The 23,183-nt window shown below is 69.1% G+C and carries 26 protein-coding genes and 3 pseudogenes; 20 read left to right on the top strand and 9 right to left on the bottom strand.

Annotated elements, in window-relative coordinates:
* Window positions 1–307: 307 nt before the first annotated feature.
* From ACWDUM_RS10340 to rraA, 3 genes are read left to right on the top strand one after another with little or no spacing between them, the layout of a single operon-like run.
* Entirely contained in the window at window positions 308–1,795 is a 1,488-nt protein-coding gene (locus tag ACWDUM_RS10340) for an adenylate/guanylate cyclase domain-containing protein (RefSeq protein WP_450112480.1), read from the top strand.
* A gap of 60 nt (window positions 1,796–1,855) precedes the next feature.
* Window positions 1,856–2,248: a DUF5313 family protein gene (locus ACWDUM_RS10335; protein WP_450112479.1), complete on the top strand. Its 393-nt coding sequence runs from the start codon at window positions 1,856–1,858 to the stop codon at window positions 2,246–2,248.
* A 37-nt stretch (window positions 2,249–2,285) separates the two neighbouring features.
* Window positions 2,286–2,765 carry a ribonuclease E activity regulator RraA gene (rraA, locus tag ACWDUM_RS10330; RefSeq protein WP_450112478.1) on the top strand — a complete coding sequence of 160 codons (480 nt, stop codon included), beginning with the start codon at window positions 2,286–2,288 and terminating at the stop codon, window positions 2,763–2,765.
* Between the two features lie 77 nt (window positions 2,766–2,842).
* On the opposite strand, the pseudogene ACWDUM_RS10325 reads toward rraA, so the two are convergent.
* From ACWDUM_RS10325 to ACWDUM_RS10315, 3 genes and pseudogenes are all read right to left on the bottom strand, one after another.
* A pseudogene (locus ACWDUM_RS10325) lies at window positions 2,843–3,250 on the bottom strand (L,D-transpeptidase); the annotation flags it as partial.
* A gap of 267 nt (window positions 3,251–3,517) precedes the next feature.
* On the bottom strand, window positions 3,518–4,945 hold the full coding sequence (locus ACWDUM_RS10320; protein ID WP_450133885.1) for an alkaline phosphatase PhoX: 1,428 nt from the start codon (window positions 4,943–4,945) through the stop codon (window positions 3,518–3,520).
* A 254-nt stretch (window positions 4,946–5,199) separates the two neighbouring features.
* Entirely contained in the window at window positions 5,200–5,418 is a 219-nt protein-coding gene (locus ACWDUM_RS10315) for an RNA-binding S4 domain-containing protein (protein ID WP_450112476.1), read from the bottom strand.
* Between the two features lie 47 nt (window positions 5,419–5,465).
* Between ACWDUM_RS10315 and lysX the strand changes: the two genes are divergently transcribed.
* The 3 genes from lysX to ACWDUM_RS10300 are packed head-to-tail and all read left to right on the top strand — an operon-like array spanning window position 5,466 to window position 10,327.
* Complete coding sequence (gene lysX, locus ACWDUM_RS10310; RefSeq protein ID WP_450133884.1) at window positions 5,466–8,846, top strand: bifunctional lysylphosphatidylglycerol synthetase/lysine--tRNA ligase LysX; 3,381 nt, start codon at window positions 5,466–5,468, stop codon at window positions 8,844–8,846.
* 56 nt (window positions 8,847–8,902) lie between these two features.
* Window positions 8,903–9,709, top strand: a complete 807-nt coding sequence (locus ACWDUM_RS10305) for a DUF998 domain-containing protein (RefSeq protein ID WP_450133883.1) — start codon at window positions 8,903–8,905, stop codon at window positions 9,707–9,709.
* Between the two features lie 12 nt (window positions 9,710–9,721).
* Entirely contained in the window at window positions 9,722–10,327 is a 606-nt protein-coding gene (locus tag ACWDUM_RS10300; RefSeq protein ID WP_450133882.1) for a histidine phosphatase family protein, read from the top strand.
* A 51-nt stretch (window positions 10,328–10,378) separates the two neighbouring features.
* Here the strand turns inward: ACWDUM_RS10300 and ACWDUM_RS10295 are convergent, their stop codons facing one another.
* Window positions 10,379–11,314 (bottom strand): DoxX family membrane protein, encoded by a 936-nt coding sequence (locus ACWDUM_RS10295; protein WP_450112472.1) that lies wholly within the window; start codon window positions 11,312–11,314, stop codon window positions 10,379–10,381.
* A 310-nt stretch (window positions 11,315–11,624) separates the two neighbouring features.
* Here ACWDUM_RS10295 and ACWDUM_RS10290 point away from each other — a divergent pair, with 310 nt between their 5' ends.
* The 5 genes from ACWDUM_RS10290 (at window position 11,625) to ACWDUM_RS10270 (ending at window position 14,972) form a co-directional block, all read left to right on the top strand.
* Window positions 11,625–11,954, top strand: a complete 330-nt coding sequence (locus tag ACWDUM_RS10290; RefSeq protein ID WP_450112471.1) for a PadR family transcriptional regulator — start codon at window positions 11,625–11,627, stop codon at window positions 11,952–11,954.
* A 2-nt stretch (window positions 11,955–11,956) separates the two neighbouring features.
* Window positions 11,957–12,325, top strand: a complete 369-nt coding sequence (locus ACWDUM_RS10285; protein WP_450133881.1) for a DUF1048 domain-containing protein — start codon at window positions 11,957–11,959, stop codon at window positions 12,323–12,325.
* Window positions 12,322–13,089, top strand: coding sequence for an ABC transporter ATP-binding protein (locus tag ACWDUM_RS10280; protein ID WP_450133880.1), 768 nt, complete (start codon window positions 12,322–12,324; stop codon window positions 13,087–13,089). Before ACWDUM_RS10285 ends, ACWDUM_RS10280 begins: the two co-directional genes overlap by 4 nt.
* Entirely contained in the window at window positions 13,086–13,865 is a 780-nt protein-coding gene (locus tag ACWDUM_RS10275) for an ABC transporter permease (protein ID WP_450133879.1), read from the top strand. Before ACWDUM_RS10280 ends, ACWDUM_RS10275 begins: the two co-directional genes overlap by 4 nt.
* A gap of 162 nt (window positions 13,866–14,027) precedes the next feature.
* Window positions 14,028–14,972 (top strand): phosphatidylinositol mannoside acyltransferase, encoded by a 945-nt coding sequence (locus tag ACWDUM_RS10270; protein ID WP_450133878.1) that lies wholly within the window; start codon window positions 14,028–14,030, stop codon window positions 14,970–14,972.
* An 11-nt stretch (window positions 14,973–14,983) separates the two neighbouring features.
* Here ACWDUM_RS10270 and ACWDUM_RS10265 read toward each other — a convergent pair.
* A pseudogene (locus tag ACWDUM_RS10265) lies at window positions 14,984–15,238 on the bottom strand (LysR family transcriptional regulator); the annotation flags it as partial.
* Between ACWDUM_RS10265 and ACWDUM_RS10260 the strand changes: the two are divergent.
* Together ACWDUM_RS10260 and ACWDUM_RS10255 are read left to right on the top strand one after the other, a co-directional pair.
* A pseudogene (locus ACWDUM_RS10260) lies at window positions 15,225–15,587 on the top strand (ABC transporter permease); the annotation flags it as partial. The pseudogenes ACWDUM_RS10265 and ACWDUM_RS10260 sit on opposite strands and share 14 nt — an antisense overlap.
* Before the next feature lie 336 nt (window positions 15,588–15,923).
* On the top strand, window positions 15,924–16,460 hold the full coding sequence (locus ACWDUM_RS10255) for a nuclear transport factor 2 family protein (protein WP_450133877.1): 537 nt from the start codon (window positions 15,924–15,926) through the stop codon (window positions 16,458–16,460).
* Between the two features lie 55 nt (window positions 16,461–16,515).
* On the opposite strand, the gene ACWDUM_RS10250 is transcribed toward ACWDUM_RS10255, so the two are convergent.
* The gene (locus ACWDUM_RS10250; RefSeq protein ID WP_450133876.1) at window positions 16,516–17,382 is read right to left on the bottom strand and encodes a LysR family transcriptional regulator; all 867 of its coding nucleotides are present in this window, start codon (window positions 17,380–17,382) and stop codon (window positions 16,516–16,518) included.
* A 93-nt stretch (window positions 17,383–17,475) separates the two neighbouring features.
* On the opposite strand from ACWDUM_RS10250, the gene ACWDUM_RS10245 reads away from it, so the two are divergent.
* From ACWDUM_RS10245 to ACWDUM_RS10220, 6 genes are all read left to right on the top strand, one after another.
* Entirely contained in the window at window positions 17,476–18,462 is a 987-nt protein-coding gene (locus tag ACWDUM_RS10245; protein ID WP_450133875.1) for a bile acid:sodium symporter family protein, read from the top strand.
* Between the two features lie 109 nt (window positions 18,463–18,571).
* Window positions 18,572–18,694 (top strand): hypothetical protein, encoded by a 123-nt coding sequence (locus ACWDUM_RS10240; RefSeq protein ID WP_450133874.1) that lies wholly within the window; start codon window positions 18,572–18,574, stop codon window positions 18,692–18,694.
* A gap of 175 nt (window positions 18,695–18,869) precedes the next feature.
* Window positions 18,870–18,995, top strand: coding sequence for a hypothetical protein (locus tag ACWDUM_RS10235; RefSeq protein ID WP_450133873.1), 126 nt, complete (start codon window positions 18,870–18,872; stop codon window positions 18,993–18,995).
* A 304-nt stretch (window positions 18,996–19,299) separates the two neighbouring features.
* On the top strand, window positions 19,300–19,422 hold the full coding sequence (locus tag ACWDUM_RS10230; protein WP_450133872.1) for a hypothetical protein: 123 nt from the start codon (window positions 19,300–19,302) through the stop codon (window positions 19,420–19,422).
* Window positions 19,423–19,704: 282 nt separating this feature from the next.
* Window positions 19,705–19,827 carry a hypothetical protein gene (locus ACWDUM_RS10225; RefSeq protein ID WP_450133871.1) on the top strand — a complete coding sequence of 41 codons (123 nt, stop codon included), beginning with the start codon at window positions 19,705–19,707 and terminating at the stop codon, window positions 19,825–19,827.
* Window positions 19,828–19,917: 90 nt separating this feature from the next.
* Window positions 19,918–20,097 (top strand): hypothetical protein, encoded by a 180-nt coding sequence (locus ACWDUM_RS10220; RefSeq protein WP_450133870.1) that lies wholly within the window; start codon window positions 19,918–19,920, stop codon window positions 20,095–20,097.
* Here ACWDUM_RS10220 and ACWDUM_RS10215 read toward each other — a convergent pair.
* Window positions 20,085–20,708, bottom strand: a complete 624-nt coding sequence (locus tag ACWDUM_RS10215) for a DUF4304 domain-containing protein (protein WP_450133869.1) — start codon at window positions 20,706–20,708, stop codon at window positions 20,085–20,087. The genes ACWDUM_RS10220 and ACWDUM_RS10215 overlap by 13 nt on opposite strands.
* A 282-nt stretch (window positions 20,709–20,990) precedes the next feature.
* On the opposite strand from ACWDUM_RS10215, the gene ACWDUM_RS10210 reads away from it, so the two are divergent.
* The gene (locus ACWDUM_RS10210; RefSeq protein ID WP_450133868.1) at window positions 20,991–21,281 is read left to right on the top strand and encodes a hypothetical protein; all 291 of its coding nucleotides are present in this window, start codon (window positions 20,991–20,993) and stop codon (window positions 21,279–21,281) included.
* A 310-nt stretch (window positions 21,282–21,591) separates the two neighbouring features.
* Here the strand turns inward: ACWDUM_RS10210 and ACWDUM_RS10205 are convergent, their stop codons facing one another.
* The gene (locus ACWDUM_RS10205; protein WP_450133867.1) at window positions 21,592–21,948 is read right to left on the bottom strand and encodes a hypothetical protein; all 357 of its coding nucleotides are present in this window, start codon (window positions 21,946–21,948) and stop codon (window positions 21,592–21,594) included.
* A 129-nt stretch (window positions 21,949–22,077) separates the two neighbouring features.
* On the bottom strand, window positions 22,078–22,989 hold the full coding sequence (locus ACWDUM_RS10200; protein WP_450133866.1) for a cutinase family protein: 912 nt from the start codon (window positions 22,987–22,989) through the stop codon (window positions 22,078–22,080).
* Window positions 22,990–23,183: the final 194 nt, after the last annotated feature.

Below are 23,183 nucleotides of genomic sequence, written 5' to 3'. Positions count from 1 at the left end.
GTTCCCTCCGGTCGTGAATCGAACACCGCACCGTGCGATGCATGAGGGAGGGAAGCGACGCGTGCGCGCGCCGAATACGGTCGAGCTCAAGCCAATTCCCCCTGAGACGGTGGAAGGCCCGCCGAAGCAACGTGCCCCCACACGGTGTACTGAAAATCTGCCCGCGGACCACTCCCCAACGGTGCGACGCGAGCGCAGAGATCATAGAGTTGACCACCAGCCCAGGACAAGCCCTAACAGACCGACCGGTCTGACCAGCGGAAAGCCGCCGGTCCCGCCGACCGGGCGCCGCGGCTACCCTGGATGCATGGACCCGCCGGGGACCAGGTATGTCGAGCGTGACGGGCACGCGCTGGCCTACCAGGTCGTGGGCGAGGGCGGCGCCGACGTCGTCCTGTTCCTCGAGATCGGTCTGCACCCGGATCTGATGTGGACCGATCCGCACATCCACTACGTGTTCGAGCGCGCCGCGGCCTTCGGCCGGATGGTGTATTTCCAGCGCCGCGGCTTCGGCCTGTCCGACCCCGTCGACCACGTCCCCACCCTCGACGAACAGGCCGACGACGTCCTGGCGGTGATGGACGCCGTCGGAGTTCCTCGCGCCACCCTGGTCGGCATCGCCAGCACCTGCGGTGCCCTCGCCCTCGTCGCCGCCCGCGCCCCCGATCGCGTGTCCGGCATGGTGCTGCAGCAACCGTTCGTGGAGGGGGCGCTCCGCGACGGCGTCGGCCCGCCGCGGGGGTGGACCGAGGAGGAGCGGGACCGGTTCGTCGACGGATGGCGCGCCGCGTACGACAACTGGGGGTCGGGCCAGTTGCTCGCGGCATGGGATACCGCACTGGACTCGCCGTTCAATCGGCGTCTGATGGCGCTGCTCGAGCGTTGCTCGGCGACTCCCGCCACTGCCCGCGCACATCTCGAATGGTGGCTCCGGATCGACTATTTCGACGCACTCGCCTCCATCCAGTGCCCGACGCGGGTGCTGCATTCCGCCGGGAGCCCGATCCCGCTGGAGGGGTCCCGCCGGATCGCCGAGGCGATTCCGCACGGCACACTGCACGTGCTGCCCCGACAGCCGCCGGGCACCTCGCTCGGGGAGGGCTGGATACCGGTGCTCGACCACATCGAGCGGGTCGCGACCGGCGTCAGCCGACCCGTCCACGCCGAGCGCTACCTCGCGACGGTGCTGTTCACCGACGTCGCCGGGTCCACCGAGACCCTCGCCCGGATCGGCGACGGGCGGTACCGCGAACTTCGTGCGTCGTACGAACGGCAGGTGCGCAACGAGGTCGATGCGGCGGGCGGCCGCCTGGTGAACGTCGCCGGCGACGGCACGCTGAGCGTGTTCGACGGTCCGGTCGCCGCGGTCCGGTGCGCGCGCACCGTCTGCCGGCAGGCCGCGGACCTGGGTCTCGGCGTGCGAGCGGGGGTGCACACCGGCGAGATCGAGGGCATCGGGACCGAACTGACCGGGATGACCGTGCACGTCGGCTCGCGGGTCGGTGCGGCGGCCGGGCCCGGGGAGGTGCTCGTGTCCCGCACGGTGCGCGACCTCGTCGTCGGATCCGAACTCGTCTTCACCGACCGCGGTGAGCACGACCTCAAGGGCGTTCCCGGGCACTGGCGCCTGTACGAACTCGCCGAGGGCGAGGACGGTTTCGGTGTGGTGGCACGAAAGCCGCTGAACCTCAACATGATCGATCGAACCGTGCTGCGGGTGGCTCGCCGCGCGCCGCAGGTGCTGCGGGCCACCGGCCGGCTGGCCACCGCCAGACGCAACCGCCGCACCCGATAGCGCCGACGGAACATCCGGGCCGACCGGTGCGCGGCCACTCCGGAGTCTTACCCTGGACTGATGCCCGACCAGCGCAAACCCAGCGTCACCCAGTACCTCGGCTACCTGTTCGGCCGCACGCTGCCGGACTCGATGCAGGACTGGGTTCGGAACGATCTGGTCGGGCCGGGCTCCTCGGTGCGGTACGTCATCCGGTTCACGGTCCCGCTGATCCCGCTGTTCGTCGCCTTCTACCTGCTCATCCCGGGCGAACGGTGGATTCCGCTGGCGATGATGGCGCTGCTCCTGCTGCCGGTGCTGTACTTCGCGATCGCGCTGATGAACATCTACCGCAGGCACCGGCTGCTCGCCCACGGCCTGGACCCCCAGCTGCTCAACGCACGTGCGCAGCGGCGCGCGGACGCCACCCGCGAGGACTACGAGTCCCGGCACGGCCGCGGTACCGACCGGTAACTAGGCTGTGGATGTTCGTCGACGAAGGGACACCCACATGACGGAGCAGGTAGCCACCGCAGATCTGGCCGACGAGATCGGCCCCGACATCCGCAGCTGCGACACCCAGTTCATCCAGTTCGGCGGGCATGCAGTGTTCTCCGGGCGGATCACCACCATCAAGTGCTTCCAGGACAACCTGCTCGTCAAGCAGACCCTCGGCGAGCCCGGCAACGGCGGCGTCCTCGTCGTCGACGGCGACGCGAGCGTGCACACCGCGCTGGTCGGCGACATCATCGGCGGCAAGGGCGTCGCCAACGGATGGGCCGGCGTGATCGTCAACGGTGCCGTCCGTGACTCGGCGATCCTGCGCACCCTCGAGATCGGCATCAAGGCGCTCGGCACCAACCCGCGCAAGAGCACCCAGACCGGATCGGGCGAGAAGAACGTGCCCGTCACCTTCGGCGGCGTCACCTTCAACCCCGGCGAGATGGTCTACAGCGACCACGACGGCGTCGTCGTCCGCGCGGAGGACTGACCACGGTCGTCGAGCGTGCGGTTGTCGCCGCAACGCCCGAGAGGGGCGCCGACAACCGCACGCTCGGCGTCGACCGGTCAGTCGACGATCACGACCCTGTCCCCGACCTGCACGTTCTCGTAGAACCACCGGGCGTTCTCGGGGCTCAGGTTGATGCAGCCGTGGCTGACGTTCTCGTGGCCCTGGGAGTCGACCGACCAGGGTGCGGAGTGCACGAAGATTCCGCTCCAGGTGAGCCGGACCGCGTACTCGGTGTCGATCCGGTACCCCTCCGGCGAGTCGATCGGCACCCCGTACGTGGACGAGTCCATCACCAGGTTCCGGTACTTCTCGAGCACCTCGAAGGTGCCCAGCGGGGTCTCGTGGCCCGGCTTGCCCATCGACGCCGGCATCGTCCGCACGACCTGATCCCCGATGCTGACCGTGAACTGGTGCGTGGTGACGTTCGCGACCGCGGACACCGCGCCACCCTGTGTTCGCACCCCCGGCGGCGCAGCGACCGCACCACCACCGAAAACCAAGTGCAGCAGCAGGATCACCGCCACCACGCCCAGCATCCGCAGTGCGTTCCGATGTGCCCGCATCATGGCCGTACCGCCTTTCGAGAAGACGCGACCGGTCCATCCAGTGTGGCACCGTGAGACGGCGTACGACAGTGCCCACCCCGATCGCCGACGGGTGTGCACCTGCCGCCGCACGGCCCGGAAAGGCACGGTCGGCAGGTGCACACTCGCGACCAGGCGAGCGGCCGGCTACGAGCCGAAGGACAGGCCCGTCGGGCGCCGCCACGGGCCGCGGATCGCGACCGTGATGCCGGGTGTCTGGATGTTCGCGTACAGCGTCTTCCCGTCGGCGCTGAACGCCGGGCCGCAGAACTCGCTGTCGTTCAGTTCGTTTCGCGCGATCGGGAACGGATCGCCCTCCTGCGCCACCCCGATGAGGTGACTGATGCCCTCGCCGTCCTCCGCGAGGATCACGCCGCCGTACGGCGACACCGTGATGTTGTCCGGACCGTCGTAGTTGCCGGTGTCGACGGACGGGTCCGGGTTCACCCCGAACAGGGTCTTCAGCTCGATCGTCTGAGCGGCCGGGTCATGGAACCACACCTGGCCGTCGTGCTCGGCGACGCTGCCGTCGCTGGTGCGGGCGTAGCTGGCGACGAAGTAGACGCCGCCGTCGCCCCACCACTGCCCCTCGAGCTTGCGGCTGCGGGTGACCTGATCGTTCGTGAACTGCTTGCGCACCGACTTGGACTTCGCGTCCCGGTCGGGAACGTCGACCCACTCCACGGTGTAGCGGACGCCGGGTTCGGTGGCCTGCGACAGGTCCGGCACGTGGACTCCGCCGGCGAAGCACTTCATCGCCTGCAGCGCACCGGCGGTGTCCCCGCCCTGTGACTGGGCGAGCGCGTGCAGCGCACCGGGGCCGCCGACGAAGCCCTGCGGCGGCGTCCACCGGTAGTACAGGCCGTTCGGGTCGGACGCGTCCTCGGTGAGGTAGATGGCGCTCGTCGCCGGGTCGACGGCGACCGCCTCGTGCGCGTACCGGCCGAGGAACTTCAGCGGAATCGGGCTCTTGCCGACGTTCGCCGCCTGCGCTGCCGGGTCGACCTCGAAAACGTAGCCGTGGTCGAGGGTGAAACCGCCGGACCCGGCCTTCGCCTCGGTTTCCTCACAGGTGAGCCAGGTCCCCCACGGAGTGATGCCGCCTGCGCAGTTGTTGACCGTGCCTGCGACGCTGACGTACTGGGCCTGACGTGCGCCGTCGCGGCCGAGGACGGTTGTGGTGGTGCCGCCGCGCGCACCCGGGTCGTAGGTGAGGCCGTCCACGGCCGGTACGCCGTAGGGCTCGTCCTTGCCGATCTCGTGGTTGGTGACGATCGCGGTGCCGTTTCCGCTTGCGAACACCCCGTTCGCGTCGGGGTCGCTCGGGAACGCGGCGCCGCCGTCGAGGAAGGTCTCACCCGACCGGGACACGACGGTGTACGAGAACCCCACGGGCAGCGCGAGGATTCGGTTGGGGTCGGGGACGAGCGGACCGTAGCCGATCGCCCTGCCCGGGGCCGCGGCCGCGAGTGCCGGGCGGAACAGGGTGTCGACGCTGCCCGCGAGCGCGACCCCGAGGCCGGCGAGGGCGGTGCGTTCGAGGAACGCGCGGCGGTTCAGTGGTGAAAGGGTCACTTCCGGGTACCTCCATCGATGAACAACGGACGACCGGACGGTAGGCAGGCAAACCCGGTGTCACGTGGACGCCGGATGACCGGCCGATGAACCGCGAGACAATTCCCTCGACAGCTGTTGCACCGAAAACCATTGACCACCAGCCAATTACGAAACCCCGAAGGTGACCGGACGATAGCGGGCCATCCCCGGCTCACGCGCACCGGCGTTCCACCCACCCGCGCGAGGGTGCCCCTCGGCCGGACGAGCTGCGGTCAGTGCGAGACGCGGGCGCGCATGCCACCGATCTCGACGACGTCGCCGGCTCGTAGCTGCCGACCGCGCCGCACCTCGACCTCCCCGTTGACCGTGACCAGGCCGTCGGCGATGACCTCCTTGGCCTCCGCGCCGGAGTCGATCAGGTTGGCGAGCTTGAGGAACTGACCGAGGCGGATGACCTCGTCGCGGATGGGGACGTCTTCGGGAGCGGACATGACCTCATCATCCCGCACCCGGCCGCGGGACCGTTCACACTGGGTTCATGCCGCCGATCACCACGAGTGAACCGTCAGCTCAGCCGAAGCCGAAGCCGAAGCCGGTGCCGTCGCGGGCGCTGCCGCGCCCGGCCGACGGCCGCCTGGCGCAGGTTCCCCACATCGCCGGCCTGGTCCTCGGCGTCTACGCCGTCCTCGTGTTCCTGTGGAGCCTGTCGCCGGTGCTCCGGTACTTCATCCATCCGGTGCGGGCGTACATCGACGACTACTACTTCGACGCCCCCGACACGAGCTTCGCCTGGGCGCTGGTGCTCGGCCTGCTCGCAGCGGCCCTGGCAAGCCGTAAACGGATCGCGTGGTGGCTGCTCACGATCTACCTGGTGCTGCTCGCGGTCGCGAACATCGTCGAGTTCGCGGTCGACCGCAACGTGAACAACCTTGTCGCACTGGTGGTGCACCTGGCGGTGATCGGCATCCTGGTCGCGGCGCGGCCGCAGTTCTACACGCGGGTGCGGCGCGGCGCGGGGTGGAAGGCGCTCGGGGTCCTGGTCGCCGGGCTCGTGATCGGCACCCTGCTCGGGTGGGGCCTGGTGGAACTGTTCCCCGGCACCCTCCCGCAGGGCCAGCGCCTGCTGTGGGCGTTCAACCGGGTGACCGCCCTCGCGGCCATCGACAACGAGCAGTTCGACGGGCGCCCACACGGTTTCGTGAACACCCTGCTCGGCCTGTTCGGCGCCCTCGCCCTGCTCGCCGCGGTGGTCGTCCTGTTCCGATCGCAGCGTTCGAGCAACGCCCTCACCGGCCACGACGAGTCCGCGCTGCGCGGCCTGCTCGCCCGTGGCGGCGGGGACGACTCGCTCGGCTACTTCGCCACCCGCCGTGACAAGGCGGTGGTGTTCGCGCCCTCGGGCAAGGCCGCCGTCACCTACCGCGTCGAGGTCGGGGTCTGCCTGGCCAGCGGTGACCCGATCGGCGACGAGGAGGCGTGGCCGCACGCCATCGACGCGTGGCTCGACCTCGCCTCGACCTACGGCTGGACTCCGGCCGTGATGGGCGCGAGCGAGGCCGGCGCCACCGCGTACGACCGGGCCGGGTTGACGGTGCTTCAGCTCGGCGACGAGGCGATCGTGCACACCCGAGACTTCGACCTCGCGGGCCGCGAGATGCGGCAGGTGCGCCAGGCCGTGAACCGGGTCCGCAAACAGGGTGTGACGGTGCGGATCCGCCGGCACCGCGACATCCCGGCCGAGGACATGAGGCGGGTGACAGCCCTCGCGGACGCGTGGCGTGACACCGAGACCGAACGCGGATTCTCGATGGCGCTCGGCCGCCTCGGGGACCCGGCGGACGGCGACTGCCTGCTCGTCGAGGCGGTCGGGCCCGCGACCGAGACGGACCCGGACGGCGAGGTGCTCGGCATCCTGTCGCTGGTGCCGTGGGGCGCGAGCGGGGTGTCACTGGACCTGATGCGGCGGAACCCCAAGGCTCCCAACGGTGTCGTCGAGCTGATGGTCACGGAGCTGGCCACCGGCGGCGACCGGTTCGGGATCAACCGGATCTCGCTGAACTTCGCCGTCTTCCGGTCGGTGTTCGAGGAGGGCGCCCGGATCGGTGCCGGACCGGTCCTGCGGATGTGGCGGTCGCTGCTGGTGTTCGCGTCCAAGTGGTGGCAGCTCGAGGCGTTGTACCGCTCGAATGTGAAGTACCAGCCCGACTGGGCGCCGCGGTACCTGTGCTTCGCGGACCGTCGCGTGCTGCCCAAGGTGGGTGTCGCCTCGGCGATCGCCGAGGGCTTCCTGACCCTGCCGAGCCTGCGCCGACGGGACGCGAGCAAGCACACGGGGGTGCACGAGGCGGTGCCTGCCGCGATGACCGGCACCGGGACGCTGCACGCGGACGGCAGCGCACCCGACGGCGTCGCCGCGATCGCCGCGCTTGTCCCCGCGGCCGCCGCACCCGAGTCGGGCCCGCGCCGGCCCGAGCAGGTGCGGGTGCGGATGGACAAGCTGGACCGGCTGACCGCTGAAGGTGTCGACGCATACCCCGTCGCCTACCCGCCGACGCACACGGTCGCGGCCGCGGCGGCGTCCCCGGAGGGCACCCGGGTGCGGATCGCCGGCCGGCTGCTGCGGATCCGCGCCTACGGCGGCGTCGCGTTCGCGGTGGTCCGGGACTGGTCCGGGGACCTGCAGGTGCTGTTCGACCGGAACACGGTCGGCGATCGCCTCGACGAGTTCACCGCCGACTTCGACCTCGGCGACCTGATCGAGGTGAGCGGCACGATCGGGCGCAGCCGCAAGGGCGAGCTGTCGCTGCTGGCCGCGGACTGGCGGATGAACGGCAAGTGCCTGCACCCGCTGCCCGACAAGTGGAAGGGCCTGTCCGACCCGGAGACCCGGGTGCGACAGCGGTACGTGGACCTGGCGATCAACCCCGACGCCCGGGACCTGCTGGTGGCGCGCAGCGCGGTGGTCAAGTCGCTGCGGGACACGCTCACCGCGCGGCAGTACCTGGAGGTGGAGACGCCGATCCTGCAGCAGGTGCACGGCGGCGCCAACGCGGCCCCGTTCCTGACCCACATCAACGCCTACCACCTGGACCTGTACCTGCGGATCGCGCCGGAGCTGTACCTCAAACGGCTCTGCGTGGCCGGGATGGAGCGGGTGTTCGAGATCGGGCGGGTGTTCCGAAACGAGGGCGTCGACTTCAAGCACAACCCGGAGTTCACGATCCTCGAGGCATACGAGGCGCACAGCGACTACGAGCAGATGATGGTGCTGTGCCGCGAGCTGATCCAGGCTGCGGCGGTCGCCGCGCACGGCCGCGAGATCATCCTGCGGCCCGGCCCGGACGGCGAGCCGGTCGAGGTCGACATCTCCGGCGAGTGGCCGGTCAAGACCATGCACGGCGCGGTCGCCGAGAAGCTGGGCGTCCCCGTCACCCCGGAGACGCCGCTCGCCGAGTTGCAGCGGCTGTGCGACGAGCACGAGATCCCGTACCAGCCGGGCTGGGACGCCGGTGCGGTGGCGCAGGAGATGTACGAGCACCTCGTCGAGGACCACACCGAGTTCCCCACCTTCTACACGAACTTCCCGACGTCGATGTCGCCGCTGACCCGGCCGCACCCCACGATCCCCGGGGTCGCGGCGAAGTGGGACCTGGTCGCATGGGGCATCGAACTGGGCACCGCGTACAGCGAACTGACCGACCCGGTCGACCAGCGGGCCCGGCTCACCGAGCAGTCACTGCTCGCTGCGGGCGGTGACGAGGAGGCGATGGAACTCGACGAGGACTTCCTGCAGGCGCTCGAGCACGCCATGCCGCCGACGGGCGGCCTCGGCATGGGCGTGGACCGGGTGGTCATGCTCATCACCGGCGGCAGCATCCGCGAGACCCTCGCGTTCCCCCTGGCGAAGCCGCGGCAGTGACCGGTGAGTGGCGCGGCCACAGCGGTGACCGGAGCGGTGTCGGGGAGGATGGACCCATGCCAGGACGGGACACGACCACACCGGTGAGCGACGACCGAGACGCCGTCGCCGGCGGCGAGAGCGACCGCCAGCACCGGACCCGCATCGTGGTGATCGTGGCGATCCTGCTCGGCGCGGTGCTGTACTCGTCCTGGCTGCTCGAGCTGGTGCTGCCGACGGGCCTGGACCCGTCCCGCGCGTACGTCAGCGAACTGGCCGCGCTGGACCAGCCGTACGGGCTGATCTTCCGCACCGGCGACCTGCTCACCGGCATCCTGCTCACGGTCACCGCGGCGGTCGCGCTGACGCTGCGTCCCCGCCGGATCCTGACGACGATCGGCTGGGTGGGGCTGGCGGTGTTCGCGATCTCGACGGCCCTGGACTCCCGGATGCCGCTCGAGTGCTCGGCCCACGCCAGCGCCGCCTGCGCGGCACGCGAGCAGGCGGGACTGCTCGACGAGGCCAGGCTCGCGCACGCCCTGACCAGCGTCGGCGCCGCGACCGCCGCCGGCGTGTCGGTGTTCGCGTTCATCATCGCCGCGTACCGGTACGGCTGGCCGCACTGGCTGCGGTGGGTGGGCATCGCGATCGTGATCACCTACGTGGTCGGCAACGTGTGGACCGTGTTCGCGATCGACATGGACGGCCGCGGGGACGAGGTGTGGCTGCTCGGCTACGCGCAGCGGCTGCAACTGGTCGCGGTGACGAGCTGGATCGTCTACCTCGCACTGTGTACGGCATTCGGGCACAGCAGGGTTCCCGGGCACGACCGGGTTCCACGTGAAACCGCACCACCGCCCGCGACGACGGAATCGGGCTCGTGAGACCGTGACGGGGTGCAACTGCTCCTGATCCGCCACGCACTGCCCGAACGCGTCTTCACCGACGACGCCCCCGCCGATCCGGCGCTGACCCCGGAGGGGCAGGCGCAGGCCGCGCGACTGCCCGGGGCACTCGCGCCGTACCCGGTGGCCCGGATCGTCAGCAGCCCGCAGCTGCGAGCGCGGCAGACCGCGGCGCCGCTCGCCGAGGTGCGGGGCCTGACGATCGACGTCGACGAGGATCTCGCCGAGTACGACAGCAGGCTCTCGCACTACATCCCGATCCACGAGGCGAAGACGGCGGCACCCGAGGCGTATGCCCGGATCCTCGCCGGCCACCTTCCGGAGTTCGTCGACGAGGCCGAGTTCCGCGACCGGGTGCTGTCCGCGATGGGCCGCGTCGTGGCGGCCGCCGACCACGAGGACACCGTCGCCGTCGTGGCACACGGCGGTGTCATCAACATCTACCTGCAGCACCTGCTCGGCCTGGACCGGCCGCTCACGTTCCCGATCGACTACACGTCGGTCTCCCGGATCCTGTTCTCCCGCAACGGAAAGGCCCGACCCGCCTCGGTCAACGAGACCGGGCACGTCCGAGACCTGCTCCCCCGGCACCGCTGACGGCCCCTGGCCGAGCGCCCCGGCAGTGCGCCGGCGAGCCGGGACCTCGGGTCAGCGCTGCAGGTCGGCGGCGCGTTCCCTGGCGATATCGAGAGCTCGCTCCGCTTTCCGGCGCGCACGGCGCCCGAGCACCTCGACCTGCCCCCCGGCTGCCGCGGTCCATTCGCCGCCCCGCTCGCGGGCGATCTCGGCCAGCTCCTCGCCGCGTTCGCGGGCGATCTCGGCCAGTTCCTCGCCACGCTCACGGGCCAGCTCGGCGAGCTCGACCCCCCGGGTACGCACCTTCTCGGCGAGTTCGGTGCCGTGCTCACGGGCCAGCTCAGCCCACTCGCCGCCGCGTTCACGGGCGGTCTCGAGGGCGTCCGCGCCGCGCTCCCGCGCGACTTCGAGGGCGTCCGCGCCGCGCTCCCGCGCGACTTCGAGGGCCTCGCCGCCGAGTACGCCGGCGTGTTCGGCCGCCACCTGGGCCCGATCGGACACGAGGGCGAGCGCGGGGTGCCCCGACTCGGTGGCGAACACTTCCGCGACCCGGTCCTGCGCGTGCCGGGCGGCCCGCCGGCCCCGCCAGCCGAGCGACGGCTTGCCCTCGGTGTCGACGGCGGCGATCAACAGCCCACCAAGCAGTGACAGGTTCTTGAAGAACTGCATTCGTTGCGCAGCGCGCTGGGCAGGATCCTCGACGTTCCAGAACGCGTGGCCCACGACGGTGGTCGGGGCGAGGCTGCCGGCGAGTGCCAGCGCCGCCAGCCGTGGCGCCTTGCCCACGGCCAGCAGTGCACCGGCGCCCACCTGAACCGCGGCGTTGATCTTGACCAGCGTTTCCGGATCGGAGGGAACCTTCTCCGAGATCGATGCGGGCAGCCTGTCCGCGGCCTGCTCGACGGCGGTGGCGGCGGGCACCTTGGCCGCCGGGTTCCGGAACGCATCGATCCCACCGGCGATGAAGACCGTGGAGAGCAGCGGACGGGCGATACGACGAACGATCATCAACGGCCTCCCTGTTCGGTTACTTGCGACCGTAACCACAGATACCCCCGAGGGCGCCCGGCCAACCCTCCTCGGCGTGTCACGCGTGGGGAACAGGCGTTCGGGCCACCACGTAGCGCCTCACCATGAGCATCACACCCGCACCAACGCCGCGGTGCCGGCGCCGAAACCCATGGGCACCAACCGATCCACCGCGCACAGCGCCGTGGGACCGCACGAGAACCGTCCACTACTAAGTGTTGCCACCTACCGGTACTCAGTGTTACTTTGTACCGGTAGTCAGCAACACCGAGTACTGGGAGAAGGTGCGATGGGCAAGCAGGCGACCGAGATGCTCAAGGGAGTCCTCGAGGGCATCGTGCTCGCGATCCTGGCGGTGCGACCCGCCTACGGCTACGAGATCACGGCAAGGCTGCGCGAGCAGGGCTTCGCGGACATCGCGGAGGGCACCATCTATGCCCTGCTCGTCAGAGTCGAGCAGCGCGACCTCGTCGACGTGGAGAAGGTTCCATCCGAGAAGGGGCCGCCGCGCAAGGTGTACACCCTCAACGCGCGGGGACGAGACCAACTGAACGAGTTCTGGAGGAACTGGAGCTTCCTGGCGGAACGGATCGAGCAGCTCCACGAAGGAGAGAAGTGACCATGGGCGCCAAGTGGATCGAGACCCTCACCGGCTCGCTCGAGCAGAAGAAGCAGTTCAAGCGGGACAAGGCCCGCATCGAGGCCCTCCCCGAGCCGTATGCGACCGCCGCGAAGGCGATCCAGCGGTACCTCACCTACTACGGGGGCGTCACCGACGGCGACACCCTCGTGACCATGTTCGGCGACTCCGTCGACCTCTGGGAGCGCGCCGCGGCCGACGGCACCCCGGTGCGGGCAATCGTCGGCGACGACCCGGTCGAGTTCGCCGAGACGTTCGCGCAGGCCTACACCGGCAAGCAGTGGATCGACAAGGAGCGCGCTCGCCTCACCCAGACGATCAACGACGTCGTGAAGAGGGAGGGGAAATGACCACAAGGGCAGCCATCCGGGTGCAGGGCATCGAGAAGTCGTTCGAGCAGCTCCACGTGCTGCGCGGCGTCGACTTCGAGGTCGAACGGGGCAGCATCTTCGCACTGCTCGGCTCGAACGGGGCCGGCAAGACCACCCTCGTGAAGATCCTTGCCACGTTGCTGCGGGCGGACGCAGGCACGGCCGCGGTCGACGGCTTCGACGTTGCCGCGCAGGCGGCAGACGTGCGCGAATCCATCAGCCTCACCGGACAATTCGCCGCGGTCGACGAGATCCTCAGCGGCAGAGAGAATCTCGCGCTGATCGCCAGGCTCCGGCACCTGACGAATCCGGGGGCGATCGCCGACGAGCTGCTCGCGCGCTTCTCGCTGAGCGACGCCGGGGACCGGAAGGTCTCGACCTACTCGGGCGGCATGCGCAGGCGTCTCGACATCGCGATGAGCCTCATCGGGAACCCGCCGGTGATCTTCCTCGACGAACCGACGACGGGACTCGATCCCCAGGCGCGCAACGAGGTGTGGCAGGCCGTGCGGGACCTCGCCGACGGCGGCACGACGGTCCTCCTCACGACGCAGTACCTGGAGGAGGCCGAACAACTCGCCGACCGGATCGCGATCCTCCACCAGGGACGGATCATCGTCGACGGCACCCTCGCCGAACTCAAGCAACTGCTCCCGCCCGCGAAGGTCGAGTACGTCGAGAAGCAACCGACCCTCGAAGAGGTCTTCCTCAGCCTCGTCGGCGCCGGAAAGGACCGGTCATGACCACCCACGTTCTCGCCGACACCACGGCACTCACCGGGCGCTCCCTGCGCCACATCACCCGCAGTCCGGACACGATCATCACGACGGCCGTCACGCCGGTCGCGATCATGCTGTTGTTCGTGTTCGTGTTCGCCGGGGCCATCGACACCGGCGCGGGCAGCGGCACGAGCACCGGCGACTACGCCACCTACCTGCTGCCCGGCATCCTGCTCATCACGATCGCGTCGGGTGTCGCGTACACCTCGGTGCGGCTGTTCAACGATCTGCAGGGCGGCATCGTCGAGCGGTTCCAGTCGATGCCGATCGCCCGACCGTCGGTGCTGTGGTCACACGTGCTGACCTCGCTGGTCGCCAACGTGAGTGCGCTCGTGATCGTCGTCGGCGTCGCCCTGCTCATGGGTTTCCGTTCGGGAGCGAACGCCCTCGAATGGCTCGCGGTCGCAGGCATTCTGATCCTCTTCACGCTGGCGCTGACATGGCTCGCCGTGATCGCGGGCCTCTCGGCGAGCTCGGTGGACGGCGCGGGAGCGTTCGCCTACCCGCTCATCTTCCTGCCGTTCGTCAGCTCCGCGTTCGTTCCCACCGAGTCGATGCCCGGACCGGTACGGGCGTTCGCCGACAACCAACCTGTGACCTCGATCGTGAACGCGATCCGCGACCTCCTCGCGGGCAACCCCGCGGGCTCCGACATCTGGGTTGCGCTCGCCTGGTGCGCTGGCATCCTCGTCGTCTCGTACCTGGCCGCGACGGCGATCTACCGACGCAAGTTCGCCTAGACGATCACGGACCGTCGCCTCGCAGTGTGCTCGACAGGATTGCGGGGCCTCGGGGTGTGCGTGCCGCGGTCACCTCTCCTGGATGTGGACCACCCCCATTGGGAGGACACTGAAGGGATGGGCAGGTGTCTGCCGCCGTCGAGCCCCGATCGGCGGTGACCGATGAACCGGATGGATCGAACCCGGGACCTCGGGTACGCGGCCGGGTGGCGGCTGGTACGCGCCCTGCCGCAGCGGTGGGCCGGCCGCATGTTCGAGATCGGCGCAGACCTCGCCGCCCGCGGGGGCGGACCGGACCAGTTGCGACGCAACCTGGCGCGGGTCATCGCCACGGCACCATCCCAGGTGCCCGACGGCCTGATCCGTGCGAACGTGCGCTCCTATGCCCGCTACTGGTGCGAGGCGTTCCGGCTGCCGTCGATGGATCCGGTGCGAGTCGCCGAGAGCGTCGAGGCGTCGGCGACCGGGCTGGAGCACATTCACGAGTCGGTCGAGCGCGGCACCGGGGCCGTCCTGGCGTTGACGCACAGCGGCAACTGGGACCTGGCGGGGGTCTGGGTGGCGCAGCGGGTGGGCTCGCCCATCGTCATCGCCGAGCGACTCCGGCCGGAGTCGTTGTTCCGGCGCTTCGTCCGGTTCCGTGAAAGCTTGGGATTCGAGATCATTCCGCTGACCGGCGGTGCGATGCCGCCGTTCGAACGGCTGGCCGCGGGCCTGCGGGAGGGGCGGATCGTCGGGTTGCTCGCCGAACGCGACCTGACCGGCACCGGCGTCCCGGTCAGCTTCTTCGGTGAACCGACCCGGATGCCGGCAGGTCCGGCACGGCTGGCAATCGACACCGGTGCGCCCCTGCTGCCGGTGAACTGCTGGTTCACCCCCGACGGCTGGGGCTTCGACGTCGGCGCGCCGATCGACACCGCCGGAGGCCTGCGGGACACGACCCAGACCCTGGCCGACCGGTTCGCCACCGGGATCGCAGCGCATCCGGCCGACTGGCACATGCTGCAACCGGTGTGGACCACCGACTTCCCTGCCGGCCGATCCGGTGGTCACGCGAGCCCGTCACGTCGACCGATCGACCGTCCTGCCACCACGTTCCCGGAGTAGCCGAGCTCGGGTCAGCGCCTACGACTGCGTGCCCGGAGCCGGTCGGCGTTGGCGAGAATGACGGCACGCAGCGCGGATTCGGGTTCGGTGAGCATGGTCCGGCGCGCCACCAGGACGAACTCGATGGACCCTGCTTCCGGAAGTCCTTGCCCTCGAACGGGTTCGAGTCCAGAAGGGGGAAGGCTCTCGGCGTGCAGCACCACCCCCAGCCCGGCCAGCGCGGCGGCGCGCAGACCGTTGAGGCTGTCGGTGGCGCAGGTGATCCGCTGGCTCGCGGTCGCAGGCATTCTGATCCTCTTCACGCTGGCGCTGACATGGCTCGCCGTGATCGCGGGCCTCTCGGCGAGCTCGGTGGACGGCGCGGGAGCGTTCGCCTACCCGCTCATCTTCCTGCCGTTCGTCAGCTCCGCGTTCGTTCCCACCGAGTCGATGCCCGGACCGGTACGGGCGTTCGCCGACAACCAACCTGTGACCTCGATCGTGAACGCGATCCGCGACCTCCTCGCGGGCAACCCCGCGGGCTCCGACATCTGGGTTGCGCTCGCCTGGTGCGCTGGCATCCTCGTCGTCTCGTACACGGCCGCTGTGGTGATCTACCTACGCAGGTTCGGCTAGCTCGGTCGGCCGAGCAGCAGGCCCCCACTGATCACCACGTCCGGGGCGCGCCGACGAGATCCGGATCAACGTTTACCTGCAGCACCCGACTCGGGATGGACCGACCGCCGACCTTCCGATCGAATACGACGTCGGCCTCCCGGATCCTGTTCTACCGCAACGGCAACGCCCGTGACCGATGCGGTCCGGTCACGAACCCCCTCACCGCGGCCGCCCTCCCGTTCATCGGGAGGGTCTGCTCTCCACCCGTGTGTGACCCAGCACACTGTCCGGCGCCAACAGTTACTTGTCTGGCGAAAGCCGTTCACAAGAAGTCGGATCAAAGGATTGGGACACATGGCCGGTACAGACCCGAACAAATGGAGCCGAGAAGAACTCGAGGACGCCTTTCAGAAGTGGTACGGCGCGGTGAGTGCAGCGGCGTCGGGGGATGGCAGCTGGCGCGCCTTCGTCGACTGCTTCACCCCCGACGCCAAGTACCTCGACATGATGGCCGGATGGCTCGACGGAAAGGACGCCATCTGGGCGTGGGCCGAGCCCACCCTTGCCGGGTTTCCGGGCTCGGCGATGACATTCCCCGAGTACTGGCACCTCATCGACGAGGTCAACGGTGTCGTGGTGGTCAAGCTCAACAACCTGATGCGCGATCCCGGGGACGGATCGGAGATGGGCGCGGACAACGTGTCGGTGCTCAAGTACGCAGGGAACGGGCTCTTCGAATCCGAGGAAGACTGGTCGAGCCCGCCCGAGTTCATCGATCTGATCAAGAACTGGGGCCGTCGCGCCATGGAGCTCGGCACACTGAGCGACGACGAGATCGCTTGGTACCGGGCCGCGTATCCGGACGTCGTTCCGGCCGAATCGTCGGTCTGACCAAGTGACGAAGGCCCGGGAGCAGGCAACTCCCGGGACCTTCCGGCGCCGCGCGTCAGCGCCGGGCGCTCCGCGCCCGCAGCCGGTCCGCATTCGCTAGAATCGCCGCGCGCAAAGCGGATTCCGGTTCGCTCAGGATCGTGCGGCGCGACACCAGCACGAACTCGATGTCCCCGGCATCCGGGAGGGACTGTCCGCGAACAGGTTCGAGTCCTGGCGGCGGGATGCTCTCGGCGTGCAGCACGACACCGAGACCGGCGAGGGCGGCGGCGCGCAGGCCGTTGAGACTGTCGGTGGTGCAGGTGATCCGGGCGCCACGACCGCTGCGCCGCAGGACGTCCAGGGCCGCCTCCCGGGTCAGCGACGGCGGCGGGTAGGTGACCAGCGGGACGGGGCCCTCGCCGTCCAGCGCGTAACCCGGCGCGGCATGGAAGGCGAGACGGTCGCGGAAGATCAGTTCCCCGTGCTGCTCCCCCGGCCGCCGCTTGCCGAACATCAGATCGAGGTCGTTGTCCGAGAGCCGGCGGTGCAGGTCCTCGCTGAGACCGACGGTGAGCTCGAGGTCGACCCGGGGATGGCCGCGCCGGAACTCGGCGAGGATCTCGGGGAGTTCGTAGAGCACCAGGTCCTCCGACGCACCGAACCGAAGGCGTCCGCTCACGGTGGACCCGGCGAAGTACTGCTCGGCGGCGTCGTGCCGATCGAGGATGTCCTGCGCGAACCCCACCATCGCGGATCCGTCCGCGGTCAGTTCCACGCCGTGGGTGTCCCGGAGAAACAACTGTCGGCCGACGGCCTGCTCGAGCTTCGCGACGTGCTGGCTGACGGTGGATTGGCGCAGGCCCAGGCGCCGCGCGGCGGCGGTGAAGCCGCCCTCACGCTCCACGGCCAGGAAGCTGCGCAACTGGATCGGCTCGTACACCCCACCATCCAACCACGTCGATCACGATTCGTGATCGCTGAAATCATGGCTATCGAGTTCGCGAATGAGTGACCTGCCCGTTACCGTCGGGTGATGCTCTCGAAGATCCCCCTGCTGGGCCGGCTCGACCCGTTCCTGGTCGCCATCCTCACCACCGTCGCGCTCGCGGCGCTGGTCCCGGCACAGGGGATCGCCCTCGACACCGTCGCGTGGGCAGCGAAGATCGCCATCGGCCTGCTGTTCTTCCTCTACGGCGCGCGGCTGTCGACCCAGGAGGCGATCGACGGCCTCAGGCACTGGCGCCTGCACGCCACCATCCTCGCGACCACCTTCGTGGTGTTCCCGCTGCTCGGGCTCGCCGCGAAGGTGCTGGTGCCGTCCGTGCTCACCGACCCGCTGTACCTCGGACTGCTGTACCTGTGCCTGCTGCCGTCGACCGTGCAGTCCGCGATCGCCCTGGTGTCCGTCGCCCGCGGCAACATCCCTGGCGCGGTGGTCTCGGCGAGCGCGTCCAGCCTGCTCGGCATCTTCGTCACCCCGCTGCTGGTGGCGCTGACGATGTCCACGCAGGGCGTCACGTTCAGCGGGTCCGCGGTCCTCGACATCGTGCTGATGCTGCTGGTCCCGTTCGCCGCCGGGCAGCTGCTGCGCCGCTGGGTCGGCGGCTGGGTCAAGGAGCACGGCAAGCCGCTCAAGCTGGTGGACCGCGGCTCGATCCTGCTGGTGGTGTACGTCGCGTTCAGCCGCGGCATGAACGAGGGCATCTGGTCGATGGTGTCCGTCGGCCGACTCCTCGCGCTTGTCGGCGTGTGCGCGGTGCTGCTCGCGATCGTCCTGGCGCTGACCTGGTACGGCTCGCGGAGCCTCGGCTTCACGTACGAGGACCGCACCGCGATCCTGTTCTGCGGTTCCACCAAGTCCCTCGCGACGGGCCTGCCGATGGCGACGGTCCTGTTCCCCGGCCAGCCGATCGGCCTGATCGTGCTGCCGCTCATGCTGTTCCACCAGATGCAGCTGCTCGTGTGCGCGGCCATCGCCGCACGGCTGGCGAAGCGGGCCCCCGCGCCGGTCTCGGTCTAGCCGGACCGCGACCGCGCCCGGCAAGCCTGGCAGACCACCCACGTGACTGACTGCCGTTTGCCAGGTTGCTGCCAACCCACGGCCAGGTTTCGCCCGTAGAAATACACCCATGGACTTCAACCACTTCCCCCAGGCCTTCAACAACTTCTTCAACGGCTTCGGCTTCGGCAGCCCGTTCCCGCAGCAGCCCCAGCCGCAGCCGCATCCTCAGCCGGCACCGTTCTTCCACTGATCACAGCCGGTCCCCCTCCGGAAACGCCCCCGCCACCTCCCCGAGGCGGGGGCGTTTCTGTGAGGCCGGACACAAGAAAACCGCTCCACCGCAACAGGCCACACGACGATCACTGCCAGACGATTGCCAGGTTTCCCCACACTTTCGGCCAGACTCCGTCGGTAGAACGGAAGACATGGACATCAACCACTTCCACCAGATCATCAACAACATCCCCGGCGGCTTCGGCCCCGCTCCGTTTCCCCAGCCGCAGCCCCAGCCGCACCCGCAGCCCCAGCCGGCACCGTTCTTCGGCAGCTGACAAAGCGAGACACTCTGTCATACACGGCATTACGGTGAGTCGCGTCGCCGCAAACCCGTGAGTGACCACCCACCAGAAGCGCCCTGCCGCAACCGTCACACGTTGCCGCAGGGCGCTTCTGCCGTGCGGGCGCCATGGTCAACAGATCGGTCATGGCGCGGGGTCGACCGGAAGGCCGCACCACATCGGATGACGAGGCTCACTCCGAATCTTTTCTGCTCCAACAGATCACAGGATTTCGTTGCCAGGCCACTACCAGGTCACGCCACGCTTCCAGCCAGACTCCACCGATAGAAATGAAGACATGAACATCACCGACATCAACCACTTCGTCAACAACATCCCCAACCTCGGCGGCTTCAACCACTCCAGCCCGCTCCCCCACCCCCAGCCCGCACCCGCGCCCGCACCGTTCTTCGGCAGCTGACACAACGAAAACTCGTTATCCCACTGTCTACGAGCACACGTCACAGCTCGACACAGCCGTGAGTGACCAACTCACACCAGAAGGCGTCCCGGCAACCACCACGGGACGCCTTCTGCCACATCCACACCGGACCAGCACACCAACCGGCCACACCCCCACGTCACCCAGTGGCGAATGCCACCCCAAACACGTTCTACTGCAACAGATGACACGAACAACCTGCCAGGCCACTGCCAGCTGGTCCCACACTTTCAGCCAGACTCCACCGATAGAAATGAAGACATGAACATCACCGACATCAACCACTTCGTCAACAACATCCCCAACTTCGGCGGCTTCAACCACCCCGCCCCGCTCCCCCAGCCCCAGCCGGCACCGGCACCGGCACCGTTCTTCGGCAGCTGACACACGACACCACGGCGCCCCGTCCCCGCTCAGGGGACGGGGCGCCGTCGCGTGTGCACAACCGAGATCAGTTGCTGCAGCATCCCTCCGATGCCGGAGCGTCCACCGCGCAGTGCGCCTTCGGTGCGGGAATGTCCATCGCCGCACCTCCCCGACGTCGCGGCGCATGTCGGTGCGCTTCCAGAGAATGCTGTCGTCCTCGTCCTCAGCGGAGGCGAGCAGCTCGCCCGCTGGTACGAGCACCGGTCGTCGACCGTCTACAACGGCTGAACCGGCTCCACGATCAGCGCGAGTGTCGCTTCCGGAACGTGGCTCCGGAGGATCGCGTCGATCCTGGGCCACCGGTCCTCCGTACCGAACTCGGCCCGAATGGAACGGTAGATTTCCCGCGCCGACTCCCAGTTTCCGGTGGCGACGCGGTAGCGGAATGCCTCGGTCGCGACGCCGCGGCTGATCCGGTCCGCGACCTCGTCGGACGTGCTGACGGCAGCGAGCGCGGATGCCGCCGTCTCCAGCGCGGCGGCCAGCGCGGTCCCGATCGGCTCGGCGGCCGCTGCGTCGTCGATCTCGTACCACTGCGGGGCCCCCGGGACGAGGGAGTCCAGCCGGCACCGGAACTGGCAGTCGACCTCCCTCGGACGTTCGGTGACCGTGTCACCGATCGCGGCGGCGAATTCCGTGGAGTAGACGCCGCAGTTCACGTAGAACCGCACGTGGCCACCAGAGTTGCCCGAAGAGCGTTGCAATGTAACGACATCGGTCAGCCCGTCTCTGACACGGGTGAAGACCAGCGCCCGCTTCCGGAAGCCGAGTCCCTTCAACAAGGGGCGAACATGATTGCGTTCGACGCCGTCGAAACCGGTCGGTACCGAGTCATCCACGACGGCACAACCTACCTGCGACACCGGGTGCTCCTCGCCGGGCGGTTGCCGGGTCGGATCCGCCCGGACACGTGCCGCCGCATGCGGACAAGCCGGCCGGCGCCATCGCACCCGGACCGCCCAGATGCTTCGCTGTGCAGGTGATGTACTGCAGCACAGCGGCTTCCAGCAACCTGTCAGGCTCTGCACACCTGCAGGTCAGCGAGCTCCTCGATGATGGATCGTGTCAGGACAGACCCGTTTCACACGACGAGCATTCGCCGTCGACCAGGAGGTACACCCGTGAAGGCACTACTGATCAAAGCGGCCGCCGTCGGCACCCTCGGACTTGCGGCGGTCGGGATCGGAGCGGGTGTCGCCAGCGCCGATCCCGTCCAGGGACCGGGACAGAGCCAGAACCAGGGTCAGGGCCCGAACCAGATTCCCGGCCAGAACCAGGGCCAGAACCAGCAGCTGGAGCAGCACGTCCAGCAGCTGAAGCAGCGGTACCCGCAGTTCGCACCGCAGATCCAGCAGTTCCATCAGCAGTTCCCGCAGGCTGAGATTCCGACCGAGATCTTCTTCGGTTCATAACCACCTGGCCCAGGTCCGGTGGGGTGGGCGAGGAAGTCGCGCCGACACCCGCCCCACCGGACCGTTTGCTGCACGCGAGCGGTGCCGCGGCACCATCGTGTACCGGCAGACCAGCAGGGACGACGAATCCCGGCACCGCGGGGCGGCTAGGGCGTGTCTCCTGATCCCTCTCGGATGCATCTGGCGAAGCAATCGTCGTCTCGTAAGGCGGAGGAGAAGCCGATACGGCTGTTGTATCGGCGCCGACGACAACGCAGCGGGGCGGCGATTGGGCGCCAGAGGCGCCGAAATGGGGATTGGGAGGCATGCCCTAGGTCGCCGACTCCTGCCAGCCGTCTCCGCCCCAGGAGATGTCGATGGGGTACTCGCTGTTGAGGCCGATGGCCCAGTAGTCGACGATGCCGTGGTCCGCCGAGTCGAGTTCGACCCACCCGACGGTGAACTCGCCGCGCAGGATGCGCTGGGCCCGTCGATCGATCGCACCCAGAGAGGTGCAGAGCCCCCGCACGCGCGAGTCGATCCAGTCCGCCGAGGGGTCCGGGACCGTGATTTCCAGGGTGCTGTCGTCGCTCAGCGGGATGACGATCAGGAGCTCACCCGAGTTCGGACGTACCTCTCGCGTCGCGTGACGCTCGAACGCGCGCAACAGCTCTCGCGGCTCATACATGGCAGGTGAGTCATCGGATTTCCTGGACCGGCCGAAACGGAACACCGGACCATTCTGCCGCGCCAATCGGATCGCCACGAAAAAGCGGCCGGATCCAGTGGATCCGGCCGCTTCGATCGAACGTGTCGGTCAGGCCTTGTCGCGCAGCCAGCCGGCGAGCCAGGCCGTCGGGGTGTTTCCCGCGGCGTCGACGCTGTAGCCCTGGTAGTTCTGGTGCGCGCCCGAGCCGTAGAACTTCGCCATCTGGCCGGCCCGCTGCAGGTTGGCCTCGTCGGTCAGCTGGTTCTGCAGCGCCGGGATGCCACCGGCCCCGGCCAGGTCACCCAGGATCACGCCGGCTTCCGGGGCGTAGTCCGGCGAGTCCGACGATCCCGGGTCGGAGTTCGTCGCCGCGAAGCCGGCCATTCGCGTCACGAAGTCGTCGGGTTCGGTGGAGCAGTAGAGGTCACCCGGCGCGCAGAAGGTCACGGTCCGGTCGCTCAGCCAGCCGAACCCGCCGGGACGCGGTCCGCCGGCGCCGCTGCCCGGCACCCACGGTCCGATCAGGACGTCGGTCGGCGACCGCTTCGGGTCGGACAGCAGCCCGACGGCCGCCACCTTCTCCGGACGGATCGAGCTGAGCCCGGTGCCGATCTCGTTGGCGAGTTCACCCGCCGCGTCGGCGCCCTGGCTGTAGCCGATGATCCCGAAGCGGGTCTTGCCACAGCGGGACTGCATCGCCTCGAGCATGCCGCGGGCATTGTTGGTGGCCTGCTGCCGGGAGGCGCCGTACACCTCGCCCTCCCACGGGAACGCCGTCGCGACGTAGCGCACGTAGTCCGTTTGGATGTCGGCTCCCCGCAGGCGGTCGGTGACGTCCGCGAGCATGCCGCCGCCGCTGTTCTTGTCCGGCGTGACACCGGTCTCCCAGGTGCCCGGGACCGCAACCACATACAGGTCGGGGCACGCCGGATCCGCCTGCGCTGCACCGGCACCGACCAGCAATCCCGCACTCGCAGCGACGGTTGCCGACGCCATCGCCACGAACTTCCTCAGCCCCATACTCCCGACCCCCTAGTTCCTGCCACTCCCGAAACGACGCGGCGATCGTCGCATCGGGATGTGTCGAAAAGATGCACAAGCGGTAAAGAAACGTTACCCCGCGGCGACGTCCGGCAGCGAGGTGAAGCACCAGAAATACCACGATCGACCGACGGTGAACGACCCGGCGGCCCGGCCGCCGCGGCCCGGGGCAG

Source organism: Rhodococcus sp. NPDC003322, assembly GCF_053589555.1.
This window is presented reverse-complemented; position numbering and strand designations above follow the sequence as displayed.